This window comes from Rhodococcus sp. MSC1_016 (assembly GCF_023667485.2).
In the GTDB taxonomy this organism is placed as follows: domain Bacteria; phylum Actinomycetota; class Actinomycetes; order Mycobacteriales; family Mycobacteriaceae; genus Rhodococcus_F; species Rhodococcus_F oxybenzonivorans.
The window spans coordinates 691,554-704,740 of sequence record NZ_JAMOZI020000001.1 but is presented as its reverse complement, the minus strand read 5'-3'; the positions used below and the strand labels follow the sequence as shown (position 1 = coordinate 704,740).

The following is a 13,187-nucleotide window of genomic DNA, read 5'->3' as shown; positions in this document are numbered from 1 at the left end:
TCACTCCCTGATTTCGTTGATTCGGTCGGCGAGCCACTCGCAGTAGGTGCGGGTGCTGCCGGGATACAGGCGGACCGGATAGGAGTCGTGGTCGCCCGTGAGGTATCCGCGGACCCCGTTGATCGCCGCGCCGTATGCGCGGTACACCTCGGCGCCGTTGCGCCAGTCGCGGATGGCGGCCTGCCACTGTTTCGCGCGTACTCGACGGATGAGGTCCCAGCCCCACTCGAATGGGTCGACGAGCGAGAACGCAGCCGACTGGTCGGCGAGCGTGCGCAGCGAGCTGTACTGCGGGCAGCTGGTGATGACGTCGGCCGGGTCGGCGCAGTGCCAGACTGGGAACCAGACCTGGGTGATTGGCCGGCTACCGGCGATTCCCGATCCCGTTGTTGAGAGATCCCACGGATCGTCCGATCGCAGTGGGTCGGAGATCAGTCCGACGCCGCGGACGTCGAGCGTGGGGTGTTCACCGCGTGCGATCTCGGCGGCGACGTTGCCGGCGAGCGCTCCCCCGCCGGAGTAGCCGGTGATGACGACGGGGTTGGGGTCGCGGCGGATGTAGTCGAGCAGCATCGTCCGGCCGGACCGCAGCGAGCTATCGAATGACGATCCGAGCGGCGCCGGGACCGGACCGTACTGCGCCGACCACGGCACCTCGATGACACGAAACCGCTTCTGATCGAGGTGTTTCGTGACGTTGGCTAGCATGCTCGTCTCATCCATGGGTTCGCCGATACCTCGGCAACGGAGAACGGTGATCACTCGCCACCGCCTTCCGGCCCGACGAGTTCGAGGTAGACCTCTTCAGGCTCAGGCCACTCGGCGTCCACGAGGTAGCGGCCGGGCGGTTCGTCGAGGAGGAGGTCATGCTCTTCAAGATCGTGCTCGCGGACGACGCACCCGTTGTAGGGCACGGTCCATCCGTAGCCGCTGTGCCAGGTGTGGACGACGCCGTGGAACTCGAACTCTTCGACGCCGTCCCACGGGAGCGAAGGGCACGAGCACACCAAGCAGCCGTCACACTCGCAGGTGTCCAGCGGTTCGTCGGGTCCGTTGGCGGCAGATACCCCGCCGACCTCGTGCGGCTGGTCGCATTCCTGCCAGCCGGTGCAGTGCGGTGGGCCTGGGCATTCGAGGTCGTACGCGTACTCGTCGTCGGCACCCTGAAGTTCGGGGTCGATGCGCTTCACGAGGACGTGGAGTTTGCGGTCGCTGCTCATGCTGCGACCTCCTGCGGTTGGTGCCGCTGCGCCAGCTCGAGCACAACGTCCGGTGTGTCAGGGTGCAGTTCCGGTTCGACGGTGTCGGTGCCGCGCAGCAGGTACTGGACGGAGTGCGCGCCCCCGGCCTCCCCCGACTTGAGGACCCGCAGACCGATCACGCGGGCAGAGGTGAGATTCCAGATGCTGCCGTCGATGCTCGCGTACTCAAGGACGAGGCTCGCCGGGAAGACGCTGTAGACGGTCTTCGGGTCGGGCATCGGCGGCTCGTCGTCGACACGCACCTGGACGGTGCGCATCCACCGCTGATCGATGATGTGGTCGCTCATGCCAACCTCTTTTCGAATCCGTTTGCCAGCCAGCCGAATGCCAGGACCGCGCCCATCCCCGCCCCCGCCGCCGTGAGGGCGACGGCGAGGACGAGGGACGCGAGGGTGCGGGTCACGCGGGTTCACCGGCAGGCTCTTCGCCTGTCTCGAGGAAGAGGACCGTGGAGGCGGCCTCGGCGGCGGTCAGATCCTTCACCGCGGCGATCTCGCGGCCGACGCGTGCGGTGAGGAACGACTTCCGCTCCTCGATGTTCTTGATGCCCGCCTTGGTGAGTGCCGCGGTGAGCTTCTTCAGCTCCTCTGTGGTAGCCGGTTGCGGCCCGTCTGGTTCGGTGTCCTGTGCCTTCTCCTCGGTTGGTCGCTCCTCCTGCTGTGGTGGGGCCGCAGCCTCGGTTGGTCGACCACTCTCGATATCCGCGGCCGTGACACGGCTCGGAGGGAACGCCTCGTCGCGGGTGATCTCGCGGTTCTTGATCGAATTGAAGACGATCCCGAGGTCGCCGAGATCTTGCTCGGTCCACTCATCCGTGGCGCGGCCGACCTTCTCCTCCAGCTGTTTCCGCGTGACGCGGATCCCCTCGAAGTGCTCGATGCTGTTCGCGATGCGGGTGGCGAGGGGAATGCCGCCGCCGTCCTGCAGTGTGCGGTGGCAGAGTTCGGACGCCTCCTGGACGAACCAGTCTGGGAGGACCGCGAAGATCGTCTCGCGGACGCGGCGGGCGCCGGCGTTGGCGTTGTTCTCGTAGATATCGCGCATGTCGACGAGCTTCTTGGTGCCCTGCTTCGTGTCTCGCTTGTGCGGGACGATGAAGGTGATGGCGTTGCGGGCGTTCGTTTCGAGATCCCAGGCGAATGCCTGCATCTCCGACTCTCCCTTGTCGTCGTCGCGGCGCAGCTCGGCGACACCGTACTGGATGTTGCCCCAGCAGCGGGCCAGCTCACGGGCGAGGTGGATCGACGGCCCGGTGATCGCTTCAGTACCTCGGCGGTAGGTGAAGAACGCCCGCTCGGCGACGGCCTTCTGGGCAGTTGAGTCACGCATCTCTTCGACGGCAAACGTCTTGCTTCGGCGATTCTGCTGGGCTACGAGCACGGCGGCCTGGACCTCCGCGACGGCGCGGGACTGCTCGATCGCGGTGGCCTGGCTGACCTGTGTGCGGGCACCGGCTGGCTCGAACGCGGGCTGGTAGCGGGCAGGGCTGTTCGTCATGTGTGAGTCCAATCGGAGTGAGGGGTGGTTCGGCGGGCGCCGATCACCACAGGAGCGAGTTCTCATGTTGGCGCCGCCACCATGCGGGCAGGCTGACGAGGTGGACATCGTCGCTGTAGTCCGGCCACAAGCCGGACTCCATGCAGGCGGCGAAGATGTCGATGGCCTTGCGGTTGAGCTGCCGTCCGACCGCAATGTCGTCTGAATGCAGCTCGACCACAGAGACGAGGTAGGGCGGATTCTTGTCCTGGACGATGAACAGAAACACCGGGTCGTCGGCGATGCCAAGCTCGATCAGGCCGTCGATGTAGAACGGTGCCTGCTGCGCGTACCCGAAGTCGGCGGCCGACTTGGAGAACTTGTCAGGGTTCGCGGAGGTGCTCGACTTGTAATCGACGATGACGACTCGTCCGTTGATGGTGAGCCTCGGCATCCAGTCCGGCCGGCACCGGAGGCGAGCACCGGTGACGGGGTCATCCCAGTACATCGACAGCTCGGGCGTGCCCGACTCGAGGAGGGCTGCGGCGTGCCGGTTACGCCGGATCGCGGCGGCCATGGCGCGGACCTGCTCGACCTCCTTCGTGAGCAAAGGAGTCTTGCCCTCGGCGTAGATAGCGTCCCGCTCAGTCTTCGCGGCCTTGGTCGTCCAGTTGTCGGCCTTCACCTCGACGGTCTCTTCCCCGACGCCGAGCACGAGGGTGTGCGCGGCGTGACCGAGGTCGAACGCCTTCGTCGACTCACGCGGGTGGTCCTGCGCGTAGCGGAACTGAGCCGGTGTCGAGGGCGGCAGCAGGGCCCGCGCGCCTGACGACGACAGCGACGTCTTGTCACCGTGGTAGATGTAGTCGGGAATGTCGGCATAGACGCCGATCCGGTCAGGTGCGAGCAAATCGCTCACGCAACACCACCTACCTGTGGTCGGTCTGGTCGCAACGTGACCTGATAGCAGGTGTTGCACATGCCCTTCGCGCCAACGGTCTTCACGCCGGGTGGTCTCGGCCGGAGGTCGGATCCGTTGCGGTTCACCATCTGGTGGTTGCAGACGGCGCAACGCTGGGCGACCTCGGTGTCGACGTCGATCAGCCCGAGCATCGCCAGCAGTTCCGCGGCGTCCGTTGCGTCAGTCGAGTTCGCGGCAACAGTGCGCATCGCCCGCTGCGCCACCTCGTCCGGGGTGTCCGGGATGTCCCAGACCGCACGCTGCACATCGATCTGCATCAGCACTTCACCCCCACATTCGCGAGTTCGAGCAGGACATCGGCATGGCACGGCTGATCGTCCGGGCACCAGCACGCGAGGTCCTTGCCTGCGAGTTCAGATCGGATCTCGTCGACGGTCACCGGGTTGTCGCGTGGACCAATGCGATGCCACCTGGGGTCGCGCAGGTGCACGGCGCTTCGAGTCAGCGCCTCTCGGTACAGGGCGACCGCGTCGTCGCGGGTCAGGTTGCGAATCTCGCAACGGGTGACCCGATCATCCGCGTGGAAGAAGTCATGCCGCATCCCCGCGGCAGAGATGCGGTCCTCGAACTCCCAGTCGGCACCGGTGACGGCGCCCGGTACGCATGCGAGCCCATTCGGCCCGCCTAGCGTGAAGGGGTTGCCCCAGCGGCTGCCCCGTCCGACGTAAACGGCACCGTCTGGCATCCGCCAACCCTTCGTCCGGCGGCGCTGAATCCGTTGCGGCATCACAGCACCCCCAGTCCGCGGTCGACGGCGGCGTCGTGAGCCCGGTCGGCGGCCGCACCGTCGTCGAGTTCGCCGCCGTCCGGACCGCGCTCGTCGGCGAGCTGCTTCTCCAGTTGGTCGGCGGCGCGAAGCAATGCGGCGGCCACCTTGCGTGCGTCGTCCGGGCCGTCGACCCATCCGACGTCGATCTGGATCTCATCCGCCTCGATGTGGACGAGGGCGTAGTCGCCGGCGAAGTGCTCATCGGGGAGCTGCACAACTGCGTACAGGGCGAGCACGGCGTCGGCAATCGGCCCCCAGTACTTTTCGTTGAACTGGAAGGCGAGTGACTTGTTGTCCCCGGCATTCTTCAGAAGCTTGGTAAGTTCATCGCGGGTCGTCATGCCTGAGCCTCCTGGTGGCGTGCGCACTCGGCAGCCCACCGACTGCCGTTCTCGTCGTCGCTCTCGATGTGCCAGCCCTCAGCTGACGCGGCGTGCCGTTCCTTCTTTTTCGGGAAGAACTCCTCGAACGCGGCGGCAGCAGACTTGGTGAACCGCTTCGTGCACACCCCGTCGATCTCGCCGTTGGGTCCGACGAGAAGCCAGTGATCCTTGCGGGGTCGGTTTTCCTCACGCTTCGCGAGCTGTTGTTCGCGCATTCCGGAGTGCTTCGCATCGACCTGAGCCTTGTGCTCCGCCAATGTCATCTCGCTCATGCCGTCACCGCCCAGGCCCAGACGATGAAGCCGAAGACGCCGCCGAGGATCAGGCACAAGGCCCAGCCCATCCAGGAGCGCCACTCGAACGTGAGCCAGTCCTCGAGCTTGTCCCACACCGTTGGCTCGGGTGCGTCGTCGATCGCTGTAGCGAGCCCGTCGAACAGGTCGGGTGTCGCCGGGTACGGCATCGTCAGTCCGGTCGCTTCGGCGGCGGCCTGAATGAACTCTGCGTCGGACACCGGAAGTCCAGGCTGCTGAAGCCACGTCGCACGGAGGTCGCGGTCGAGCTGGTCGTGGATCGGGGTCGACCAGTAGTGGTCGTCGAGGTCGTCGCCGTCGATGCGGGCGTCGAACGTTGCTGTCATGGCATTCTCGTTTCATTCACATGCTGGGGATGAACGGAGTGGATTGCTTCGGTGTGAGACATCAGGCCGCGCGCGAACTCGGCGACGAACTCGTCAGCAAGGCGGCTGTGATGGTCGACGAGGACACGGGCCCGCTCGGTGTGCGGGACATCGGCGAGAGTGGAATCCAGGTCACTCATGGGCGCACCGTGATCTCGTCGCCATAGACCACATCGGTGGTCCCGTCGGAGTACGTCACCAGCCACATGCCGCCGCCGCGGCGCAACGCATTCGCGACGGACGCAGACGCAGTACCGAAACCCACGGAGGCCGGGGCAACCTTCTCGATCTGCACAGCCGTGCGCACCGTCGTTACACGCAGCGTTGTCATCGCGACTCACCGCCGTCCGGCGAAATGGTCGCGGAGGACGCGGCGGCGCCGTGACTGCCGTCATCGTCGCCTAGGGTGGTGACGCCAGAATCAACACGCGGAGGGGGAACTGAATGGCAGCCGACGCTCGACTTGATGACCTTGCTCGCAGAATCGATGCGATCCCTGACTCGCTCCCCAGCGTGAAGTCGATCTACCAGGCCGTCCATACCCTCGCGTCGAACAACTCGCGACCCGCCACTGCCGCCGAGATGATCGACGCCATGACCAAGGGGCTCGACGAGCTCGACGAGCGACTCGCCTCCAGCGAGAGCGACGCGAAGTAGGACCACGAGTTCCTCACGCACGATGGCACGGACGTCGGCATGCGTGAGGTGCTTCGGCCCCGACCGGTTCGGCAGAACCGCCAGACCCTCCTTTGTCAGTCGACGCAGGTACGCGTCGTTTACGCTTCCCCCAGCAGAAGGAGGAGGCGCATCGTGGCCCGCATCATCTTCAATGGCGTCACTTACGACATCAGCCAAACCAGGCTCGATGCGACCCGCGAGCTGCTCCAGCGATTCGCCGAGGGCAAGACCATGGGTGTCGTCATGTCCCTCGCCCACGACGGCGCACGACACCACCTGTTCATCACCCCGGGCGCGCCTATCACGCTGATCGAGTAGGGCAGCGTCCTCGCGGCGATGCATCTCCTCGTGCGCCTCGATGTCCTGACGCAGCTCGTACTCGTCCTCAGCCGTATCGGGATGGGAGCCACTGATACCGAATCCGCAGTCGTCGCACTTGTAGAGGATCACGCCGCGCCCCTCCCCTGGTCTGCGAAGTGCTCGTGTTCGTAGATGTACCGGGCGATCTCGGCGTCAGAGACCTTGCGGCCGCGACCGAGGTCGACGAATCGCAGCTCCCCCGCGCCCCACATCTCGCGAACCGTGGACGCATGGACGCCGAGCAGCTCCCCCGCCTGGGCAGCGGTGAGGAGGCGCGTCGGAACGACTGTGGTGGTCATGCGGCATCACTCAGCGTGAGCTGACCCGATCCACCGAGAAGGTCGTGCAGCCGGGCAATCCCCTTCACCGTGACGCGGAGCGTTGGCGCCGGCAGCTCGTACTCACCGCTCTTGGCGTTCAGGAATGGTCGGGCTGGTCGCTCGTACAGGCGGCCGGTGTCGACCTGCTCCTGCCGGGCTTCCCAGCCGCCACGAGGATTCCGCGAGCGGAAGATCCAACGCTTGCTGTGCATGAAGTCGAACAGTCGATCACGACCGATCCGGATGTTCGGATCCTGCGAGAGAATCTTCGCGGCCTCAGCGACGCTGTAGTTGCCCTTCGCATCCGCGAGGTTGTTCCACGCCCGGGCCGGTGCCTCGAGTTCCGCGATTTGCTGGTCTTTCGCCTTCAATGTCGCGGCCGCCTCAAGAAGTGCCGTCGCCATCAACTCCGGTCCCGTGAGGGTCGGAACCGTTGAGTACGTGCCGGTCTTCCGGATCGTCGGCAGCACCTCGTGGGTCAGCCAACGCTTGATCACTCGCGCCTTGATCGACTGGCTTCCGAGGATCGCGGCGTAGAAACCCGCTTCCGAGATAACAATCAGCTTTTGTGCTCCGCCAGGGGTGTGCAGATCTCGCACACCCTTGTCTTCGTCGTCTAGGCGCCTCGTCATCGCCGAGGTTGCGCTGTATTCGAGGATGCGGGCGACGTCGGTGGCGACGAACCAGGGCTCACCGTCGATCACGACTGTGCGAAGGGACGCGGTTTCGTACCGGAACAATTCGACAGACCCGGTATTCTCTGTGTCAGACATTGGTTCTCCGATCTGTGTCGTGGCCGTCAGCTGTTGCCTCAGCTGGCGGCCTTTTCTATGCCGCGGATACCTTGCGGCGCGATGGATGTTGCATTGCTTTGCGCGATATTTCAGGCACAAAAAAGATGTCCATCGGGACGACGAGGGCCTCGCAGATCAGCTCGGCCGTGCGGGGTTTGTTGACCGCCTGCGTTCGCCCCGCAATGAGGTTGTCAACAGTTCCCGGAGCGCATTCGGCGTACTTGGCGAGACGTCGATTTGAGAATCCCTTGCGGTCCATTCTGTCGATCAATGCGTCTCGCGCTACGAGTTGCATTCTCATGCCACTGGGCCACCTCCTTCGATTGGAACGGTGTCGGCGCGTGTCTGATTTGACTCCCATATCCTCACCCCTGGTTAGGCATTCTGTCAAGCGTTGCAATGGAGAGTATGCCGCAATGCTAGGCAGAAGCGCAATAGGAACGCGGCTACATAGCCGCTGGTGCAGGGTGCCGACAAGAATTTTCGAGACGTGTTGTTAGGCGCGACCGGTCACCACCTGTGGGTTTGTTCGAACGGTATGGTTGCGCAGTGCCTAACATTGCGAAGTGGACACGCCATCGAGTGACACGAGACGGTGATTGCCGTGAGTGATGAACCGAACCTTGCAGTGCTGATCGCCGACAGGAAGGGCACGCGGTCCTATGACCGCCTTGCCGAAGACTGCGGCGGTACGCCGAGCTCTGGCCGGCTTCATCAGATGGCAACGCGACCGCTGAAGAACTTCCCGGACCCCGACAGCATTCGGGGTATGGCGAACGGACTCGGCGTCACGGTCACCGACATCGTCATGGCAGCCGCGCGCTCTCTCGACTTGCCCGTCTACACGGGCAACGATCCCAGCGCGCTATCCATCGGCGGCGCCGGCACCCTTCCCGACTCGGCGAAGGAGGCCCTGACGTCCGTGGCACGCGAGTTCATCAAGCTCACATCCCAACACGAGACGGATGGAGAAGCAGATGCACAAGTCACGGAATCGCGGACGGAAGAGAGCAGCCCGGAGCTCGGCCGCGCAGGCGGCAAAGCGCGCAAGTCAGGAGCCCCCATGACGCCCGCCGAGCACGTCCAGGCCGAAGACTTGACATTGGACAATCAAGGCGTGGCCCCTGACGACGCGGGAAAGCAGAACGACTACGCACTGGCGCGCCGTGCAGGTGAGACCGAGGAGCGTCGGCGGCGGAGGATTGAGGGTGAGCCGTGGGATCAGGCCGACCCGGAAGGTCCGGAGACCGGTGCGTAAGAACAAGTTTCAGTCAGCGCCTGCTGTGACCTGGACCGCTCCGACTACCGACCAGTAACTCGCCTTTCGAACGAATGTTCGAGTAGATTGTGGGCCTACCACAGGACACCGACACATTTGGACGGGGCGCATGGCTCACCGATGGCATCCATGGCGGCATCTTCAGCGGTGCTATCCGCACCTCGAAGTCACCTTCCCTAGTTGCCTGAGGTTCCGATGCCTGGGCGAGTGGACCGCCGACGGCATCAAGATCGACAGAACATCGAACCAGCGGGAACGTCGATGCACCCTCACCCACGAGATCGTGCATATCGAACGGGGCCCCGTGCCCAACGATCCGCACCTCGCCGTCCGGGAAGAACGCGTCGTCGAATGCATCACGGCGCGTAGGCTGATCAGCCTCGAGACGCTCATCGACGCCCTGGTGTGGAATCGGCTGCGAGTCGACGACGAGCTGGCCGAGGAACTCTGGGTTGACCTGCCGACGCTGGAGCACCGCGTTCGGGATCTCACGGACGGCGAGCGCCGGTACATCGATCAGGAACTCGAACGCAGGGCATGATCAACACGAGAAACCCCCGCGCTCATAGGTGGTGAGCGCGGGGGGCGAGGCGGAACCCGAACAGTTTCAATGAAGGAGCGTACCCGGATGGTGCGACAGCAGTTGCCTCCGCAGATCAAGAAGGTCGAGCTGGAGAAGAAGGTCCGCGGGAAGCCAATGGTGCGCTATCAACTCACCGTGGATGTGGGCGCCGACCCGGTGACCGGGAAGCGGAAGCAGTTCCGGAAGCGGTACGCCACCGAGGCCGAGGCCCGGGACAAACTGTCGGCGATCCTGAACGACGTGTCCCGCGGTGTGCACGTGCACGCACAGGAGACGACCGTCGCCCAGGTCCTCGACGACTGGCTGGCATCGAAGCACGCACTGAAACCGTCCACCGCGAACGGGTACCGGGTGACGTTCGGCCCGGTGTTCGAGCAACTCGGCACCGTCCCCGTCCAGAAACTCACGCGGCGGGACCTCGACACGCTCATCGCGCAGCTCCGCGCCGGCGCCCTGCCGACGGCGAAGGGCAATGCACGGAATCCGTGGACGGCGCGCACCGTGAACTACCTGCTGACCATCCTCGCCGCGGCGCTGGACGATCAGGTGAAGCAGGGAACCCTCGTCCGGAACGTGGCCAAACTCGTCGACAAACTGCCGTCCGAGCAGAACGAGATGAACACGTGGGAGCCCGAGGAGGTCGAGAGATTCCTCGAGCACACCCGCGACGACCAGTACGCGCACGCCTGGTTCCTCGCGCTGTGCGGTCTGCGCCGCGGTGAGATCAGCGGGCTGCGGTGGCGGGACATCGACCTCGACGCGCAGACACTCACCGTCGCCACGTCGCGGGTGTCGTTCGGTCAGACGATCAGCGAGGGCGGGCCGAAGTCCCGCCGGTCCGCGCGAACCCTGCCCATGCCGGACGACCTCGTCGGCTCACTGAAGGCGGCGAGGAAGCGGCAGGCCGCGGATCGGCTGCTGCTCGGCGGTGCGTGGGCGGACACCGGCTACGTCGTCGTGGACCGGGAGGGCAATCCCCCGACCCCGAACACGCTCACCTACTGGTGGGGTCGGTCGGTGAAGTTGGCCGGCGTCCGGCCGATCCGGCTGCACGACGCCCGGCACACCTGCGGGACGCTGATGCATCTGCGGCACGTGCCGATCGCCGTCATCGCGGCCTGGCTCGGGCACGCGAGCGCCGCGTTCACCATGTCGATCTACGTGCACTCGCAGGACCCGGCGCTGCTCGCCGCCGCGAGTTCCTCACCGGTCGTGACAATCCGTGACAAAAACGGGAAGGAGGCCCCCGGCAGCTGAGCCGGAAACCTCCTCTGAGCTGTGCCCCCAGTCGGACTCGAACCGACACTGTGCGGATTTTAAGTCCGCTGCCTCTGCCAATTGGGCTATAGGGGCTGCTGGTCGCCGAGGTGGTGCCTCGGCGACGTCGCGCAGATCAGATTAGCTCAGCCGATGGACATCGCAATTCCGTCGAGGATGTCGTGCTCGCTGACCACGAGTTCGTCGATGCCGGCTTTGCGTTCCAGCTCCTCGGCGAGTGCGAGGGTGACGATCGCACCGCCGCCGATGACGTCGACCCGGCCTGGGTGCATCGGCCCGAGTGCCGCCCGCTCGTCGTGTGTCATGGCGATCAGCGACTCGCAGACCTCACGCAGCCGGGGTAGCGGGACGCGGGAGAGGTGGACCTGCTCGGCGTCGTACTCGGGCAGTTTCTTCGCCAGCGCGGCGATGGTGGTCATCGTGCCTGCCACGCCCACCCAGGTCCGGGCCTGCTCGACGGGCACACGGGCGAATGCTTCGTCGAGGCGCTCCTTCGCGAAGGTGCGTGCCGCGTCGACCTGCTCGGCGGTGGGCGGATCGTCGTGCAGGCATCTCTCGGTGATCCGCACACAGCCGATGTCGGTGGAGAACGCCGCGTGAACGCCGGACTCGTCACCGAGCACCACCTCGGTGGAACCGCCACCGAGGTCGACCACCACGAACGGACCCTGCGCCGCATCGAGTTCGCCCACAGCACCGTTGAACGACAACCGCGCTTCCTCGTCCCCGGTGATCACCTCGGCTCCGGCGCCCGCGATCACCGACCCCAGCACGTCCCTGGTCATCGAGAAGAAGTCTTCTCGATTGGATGCGTCCCGGGTGGCGGAGGTGGCGACCATCCGGACGGCTGTCGCGCCGGCGTCGCTGATCAGGCTTGCATATTCACTGAGTGCGATTCGCGTGCGCTCGATGGCCTCGGGTGCGAGTCGACCGGTGGCGTCGACACCCTGCCCGAGCCGGACGACGCGCATCTCACGGCACACGTCGTGAAGTGCGCCGTCGGTGTCGATGTCGGCGATGAGTAGACGAATCGAATTGGTTCCGCAGTCGACGGCCGCTACCCGCGTCACTGTTGGGCGCTTTCGAGGTCGTCGATACCCGGCCAGTCCGCGGGAATGGCCGTGCCCCTCAGCTTTCCACCGGCAGCCGACGCGGCGAGGGCGACCGATTCGTCACCGAGCGGATTGACCCCCGGACCCTTTGCGAGCGAATGGGCCATCAGCACGTGCAGGCACTTGACGCGGTCGGGCATACCGCCGCCAGTGAAGTCGGTTCCCAGCGATTCGATCGCGTCACGCTCTGCCAGGTATGACTCGTGCGCCCGCCGGTAGGCGGCCGCCAGCTCGGGATCGGAAGCGAGGCGCTCCGTCATCTCCCGCATCACGCCAGCCGACTCCTGTCGGCTCGCCTCTGCGGTCAGCCGCGGGTCGGTGAGGTAGTACAGCGTCGGGAAAGGGGTGCCGTCGGGAAGCTTCGGCGCCGTCTTCACGACACCGGGGCGACCGTCGGGGCTGCGGTATGCGATGTCGAGCACTCCACGCGGTTCGCGCCCGAGCTGGGCGGCAACGGCGTCGAGGTCTTCCTGCGACACGGGGTGGGACGGGTCGGACGAAGTGGTCACCCGGTGGGTTCTCCTGGTTCTAGCGGTGCGGGCGGCGGGGGCACGGGAGCGGGGGCCGGCGTGGGCTGTGCCTCGGGTGCTATCGGAGGTTCTGACACTGTTTTCCACAGGTCGGAGTACCAGGGGCCCGCCATCTCGGCGTCCTTCTCTTCCCGTTTCTCCGGTTCCTTGTAGTCGCCGGGCAGCTGCACCTGGTACGGCGTGTCGCCGGGCCGGACCCAGCGGAGCCGGCCGCGTGCCTGCGCCTCGATGTAGGCGGGGTCGGAATAGCGTTGCTCGAGAATACGCAGTTCGGCGAGCTCTTCCTCGAGCTGAACCTGTTCAGCGGCAAGCCGGTCGGCCTCACCTCGCTGGGTGAGGTATGTCCGCAGCGGAACCGCGAGGGTCAGCGCGAGGAGGAGTACGACGACGACGAGGATCAGGGCGCGGCCGGTCGACAATCCGAGAATGGTGTGTTCGGAGCGGGGAATTCGGGCCGCTACGCCGGTGGCGCCGATCCGGCGGGGACGGGCACGACCGGGCAGCACTTTTCCGGTGTCGGCACCGTCGGGAGCTGCAGGCTTGCCTTCCGCGGAACCCGGCGGAGTCGACTTGGTGGTGCGGGGTCGCCGTGCACCACCGGGGACTCCGTCGGTCCGGGTTCGCCGCGACCGTTCACCACGCCCGGCGGCCCGGCCGCCCGGACTTGCTCCGGACGACCGCGGCCTACCGCGTTGTGCCACT

General features: G+C 65.7%; 23 protein-coding genes and 1 tRNA gene. 5 read left to right on the top strand and 19 right to left on the bottom strand.

From position 1 onward, the window contains the following. The 12 genes from L1080_RS03200 to L1080_RS03145 all read right to left on the bottom strand — a co-directional run bounded on the left by L1080_RS03200 (position 1) and on the right by L1080_RS03145 (position 5,882). A complete protein-coding gene (locus L1080_RS03200; RefSeq protein WP_250776393.1) occupies positions 1-762 on the bottom strand; it encodes a hypothetical protein in 762 nt (253 codons plus the stop codon). Next, positions 759-1,220 carry a hypothetical protein gene (locus L1080_RS03195; protein WP_250776394.1) on the bottom strand — a complete coding sequence of 154 codons (462 nt, stop codon included), beginning with the start codon at positions 1,218-1,220 and terminating at the stop codon, positions 759-761. The genes L1080_RS03200 and L1080_RS03195 overlap by 4 nt, the downstream gene beginning before the upstream one ends. Continuing rightward, the gene (locus L1080_RS03190; protein ID WP_250776395.1) at positions 1,217-1,549 is read right to left on the bottom strand and encodes a hypothetical protein; all 333 of its coding nucleotides are present in this window, start codon (positions 1,547-1,549) and stop codon (positions 1,217-1,219) included. Before L1080_RS03190 ends, L1080_RS03195 begins: the two co-directional genes overlap by 4 nt. 112 nt (positions 1,550-1,661) lie before the next feature. Then, positions 1,662-2,759, bottom strand: coding sequence for a hypothetical protein (locus L1080_RS03185; RefSeq protein WP_250776396.1), 1,098 nt, complete (start codon positions 2,757-2,759; stop codon positions 1,662-1,664). Between the two features lie 43 nt (positions 2,760-2,802). Continuing rightward, positions 2,803-3,657 (bottom strand): PD-(D/E)XK nuclease-like domain-containing protein, encoded by an 855-nt coding sequence (locus tag L1080_RS03180; protein ID WP_250776397.1) that lies wholly within the window; start codon positions 3,655-3,657, stop codon positions 2,803-2,805. Further along, a complete protein-coding gene (locus L1080_RS03175; RefSeq protein WP_250776398.1) occupies positions 3,654-3,977 on the bottom strand; it encodes a hypothetical protein in 324 nt (107 codons plus the stop codon). Before L1080_RS03175 ends, L1080_RS03180 begins: the two co-directional genes overlap by 4 nt. After that, a complete protein-coding gene (locus tag L1080_RS03170) occupies positions 3,977-4,405 on the bottom strand; it encodes a DUF4326 domain-containing protein (RefSeq protein ID WP_374435443.1) in 429 nt (142 codons plus the stop codon). The genes L1080_RS03175 and L1080_RS03170 overlap by 1 nt, the downstream gene beginning before the upstream one ends. 41 nt (positions 4,406-4,446) lie before the next feature. Further along, positions 4,447-4,830 carry a hypothetical protein gene (locus tag L1080_RS03165; RefSeq protein ID WP_250776400.1) on the bottom strand — a complete coding sequence of 128 codons (384 nt, stop codon included), beginning with the start codon at positions 4,828-4,830 and terminating at the stop codon, positions 4,447-4,449. Further along, positions 4,827-5,144: a hypothetical protein gene (locus L1080_RS03160; protein ID WP_250776401.1), complete on the bottom strand. Its 318-nt coding sequence runs from the start codon at positions 5,142-5,144 to the stop codon at positions 4,827-4,829. Before L1080_RS03160 ends, L1080_RS03165 begins: the two co-directional genes overlap by 4 nt. After that, positions 5,141-5,512: a hypothetical protein gene (locus tag L1080_RS03155; protein WP_250776402.1), complete on the bottom strand. Its 372-nt coding sequence runs from the start codon at positions 5,510-5,512 to the stop codon at positions 5,141-5,143. Before L1080_RS03155 ends, L1080_RS03160 begins: the two co-directional genes overlap by 4 nt. Continuing rightward, on the bottom strand, positions 5,509-5,691 hold the full coding sequence (locus L1080_RS03150) for a hypothetical protein (protein ID WP_250776403.1): 183 nt from the start codon (positions 5,689-5,691) through the stop codon (positions 5,509-5,511). The genes L1080_RS03155 and L1080_RS03150 overlap by 4 nt, the downstream gene beginning before the upstream one ends. Beyond that, the gene (locus L1080_RS03145) at positions 5,688-5,882 is read right to left on the bottom strand and encodes a hypothetical protein (protein WP_250776404.1); all 195 of its coding nucleotides are present in this window, start codon (positions 5,880-5,882) and stop codon (positions 5,688-5,690) included. The genes L1080_RS03150 and L1080_RS03145 overlap by 4 nt, the downstream gene beginning before the upstream one ends. Positions 5,883-5,995: 113 nt before the next feature. Between L1080_RS03145 and L1080_RS03140 the strand changes: the two genes are divergently transcribed. Together L1080_RS03140 and L1080_RS03135 are read left to right on the top strand one after the other, a co-directional pair. Next, a complete protein-coding gene (locus L1080_RS03140) occupies positions 5,996-6,208 on the top strand; it encodes a hypothetical protein (RefSeq protein WP_250776405.1) in 213 nt (70 codons plus the stop codon). A 153-nt stretch (positions 6,209-6,361) separates the two neighbouring features. After that, the gene (locus L1080_RS03135; RefSeq protein WP_208962011.1) at positions 6,362-6,547 is read left to right on the top strand and encodes a hypothetical protein; all 186 of its coding nucleotides are present in this window, start codon (positions 6,362-6,364) and stop codon (positions 6,545-6,547) included. A gap of 128 nt (positions 6,548-6,675) precedes the next feature. On the opposite strand, the gene L1080_RS03130 is transcribed toward L1080_RS03135, so the two are convergent. Genes L1080_RS03130 through L1080_RS03120 form a run of 3 tightly spaced genes read right to left on the bottom strand, consistent with a single transcriptional unit; the run spans position 6,676 to position 8,004 of the window. Next, positions 6,676-6,888 (bottom strand): helix-turn-helix domain-containing protein, encoded by a 213-nt coding sequence (locus L1080_RS03130; protein WP_250776406.1) that lies wholly within the window; start codon positions 6,886-6,888, stop codon positions 6,676-6,678. Further along, positions 6,885-7,682: a phage antirepressor gene (locus tag L1080_RS03125; RefSeq protein WP_250776407.1), complete on the bottom strand. Its 798-nt coding sequence runs from the start codon at positions 7,680-7,682 to the stop codon at positions 6,885-6,887. Before L1080_RS03125 ends, L1080_RS03130 begins: the two co-directional genes overlap by 4 nt. Before the next feature lie 55 nt (positions 7,683-7,737). Then, positions 7,738-8,004 (bottom strand): XRE family transcriptional regulator, encoded by a 267-nt coding sequence (locus L1080_RS03120; RefSeq protein WP_250776408.1) that lies wholly within the window; start codon positions 8,002-8,004, stop codon positions 7,738-7,740. A 303-nt stretch (positions 8,005-8,307) separates the two neighbouring features. Here L1080_RS03120 and L1080_RS03115 point away from each other — a divergent pair, with 303 nt between their 5' ends. From L1080_RS03115 to L1080_RS03105, 3 genes are all read left to right on the top strand, one after another. Next, entirely contained in the window at positions 8,308-8,961 is a 654-nt protein-coding gene (locus L1080_RS03115) for a hypothetical protein (protein ID WP_250776409.1), read from the top strand. Positions 8,962-9,091: 130 nt separating this feature from the next. Continuing rightward, positions 9,092-9,523, top strand: coding sequence for a hypothetical protein (locus L1080_RS03110; RefSeq protein WP_250776410.1), 432 nt, complete (start codon positions 9,092-9,094; stop codon positions 9,521-9,523). 87 nt (positions 9,524-9,610) lie between these two features. Then, positions 9,611-10,822, top strand: coding sequence for a tyrosine-type recombinase/integrase (locus tag L1080_RS03105; RefSeq protein WP_250776411.1), 1,212 nt, complete (start codon positions 9,611-9,613; stop codon positions 10,820-10,822). Positions 10,823-10,844: 22 nt separating this feature from the next. Here the strand turns inward: L1080_RS03105 and L1080_RS03100 are convergent. From L1080_RS03100 to L1080_RS03085, 4 genes are all read right to left on the bottom strand, one after another. Then, positions 10,845-10,918: transfer RNA gene (locus L1080_RS03100), tRNA-Leu, on the bottom strand. 50 nt (positions 10,919-10,968) lie between these two features. Further along, positions 10,969-11,913 carry a Ppx/GppA phosphatase family protein gene (locus L1080_RS03095; RefSeq protein WP_250776412.1) on the bottom strand — a complete coding sequence of 315 codons (945 nt, stop codon included), beginning with the start codon at positions 11,911-11,913 and terminating at the stop codon, positions 10,969-10,971. Beyond that, positions 11,910-12,464 (bottom strand): DUF501 domain-containing protein, encoded by a 555-nt coding sequence (locus L1080_RS03090; RefSeq protein WP_159925188.1) that lies wholly within the window; start codon positions 12,462-12,464, stop codon positions 11,910-11,912. The genes L1080_RS03095 and L1080_RS03090 overlap by 4 nt, the downstream gene beginning before the upstream one ends. Beyond that, entirely contained in the window at positions 12,461-13,186 is a 726-nt protein-coding gene (locus tag L1080_RS03085) for an FtsB family cell division protein (RefSeq protein ID WP_250776413.1), read from the bottom strand. Before L1080_RS03085 ends, L1080_RS03090 begins: the two co-directional genes overlap by 4 nt. Position 13,187: the final 1 nt, after the last annotated feature.

Coding starts and splice junctions, on each gene's coding strand:
- L1080_RS03165 (WP_250776400.1), bottom strand. CDS start 4,830: ATGACGACCCGCGATGAACTTACCAAGCTTCTGAAGAATGCCGGGGAC.
- L1080_RS03110 (WP_250776410.1), top strand. CDS start 9,092: ATGGCTCACCGATGGCATCCATGGCGGCATCTTCAGCGGTGCTATCCG.
- L1080_RS03145 (WP_250776404.1), bottom strand. CDS start 5,882: ATGACAACGCTGCGTGTAACGACGGTGCGCACGGCTGTGCAGATCGAG.
- L1080_RS03130 (WP_250776406.1), bottom strand. CDS start 6,888: ATGACCACCACAGTCGTTCCGACGCGCCTCCTCACCGCTGCCCAGGCG.
- L1080_RS03140 (WP_250776405.1), top strand. CDS start 5,996: ATGGCAGCCGACGCTCGACTTGATGACCTTGCTCGCAGAATCGATGCG.
- L1080_RS03190 (WP_250776395.1), bottom strand. CDS start 1,549: ATGAGCGACCACATCATCGATCAGCGGTGGATGCGCACCGTCCAGGTG.
- L1080_RS03125 (WP_250776407.1), bottom strand. CDS start 7,682: ATGTCTGACACAGAGAATACCGGGTCTGTCGAATTGTTCCGGTACGAA.
- L1080_RS03155 (WP_250776402.1), bottom strand. CDS start 5,512: ATGACAGCAACGTTCGACGCCCGCATCGACGGCGACGACCTCGACGAC.
- L1080_RS03105 (WP_250776411.1), top strand. CDS start 9,611: ATGGTGCGACAGCAGTTGCCTCCGCAGATCAAGAAGGTCGAGCTGGAG.
- L1080_RS03160 (WP_250776401.1), bottom strand. CDS start 5,144: ATGAGCGAGATGACATTGGCGGAGCACAAGGCTCAGGTCGATGCGAAG.
- L1080_RS03170 (WP_374435443.1), bottom strand. CDS start 4,405: ATGCCAGACGGTGCCGTTTACGTCGGACGGGGCAGCCGCTGGGGCAAC.
- L1080_RS03175 (WP_250776398.1), bottom strand. CDS start 3,977: ATGCAGATCGATGTGCAGCGTGCGGTCTGGGACATCCCGGACACCCCG.
- L1080_RS03150 (WP_250776403.1), bottom strand. CDS start 5,691: ATGAGTGACCTGGATTCCACTCTCGCCGATGTCCCGCACACCGAGCGG.
- L1080_RS03195 (WP_250776394.1), bottom strand. CDS start 1,220: ATGAGCAGCGACCGCAAACTCCACGTCCTCGTGAAGCGCATCGACCCC.
- L1080_RS03120 (WP_250776408.1), bottom strand. CDS start 8,004: ATGAGAATGCAACTCGTAGCGCGAGACGCATTGATCGACAGAATGGAC.
- L1080_RS03185 (WP_250776396.1), bottom strand. CDS start 2,759: ATGACGAACAGCCCTGCCCGCTACCAGCCCGCGTTCGAGCCAGCCGGT.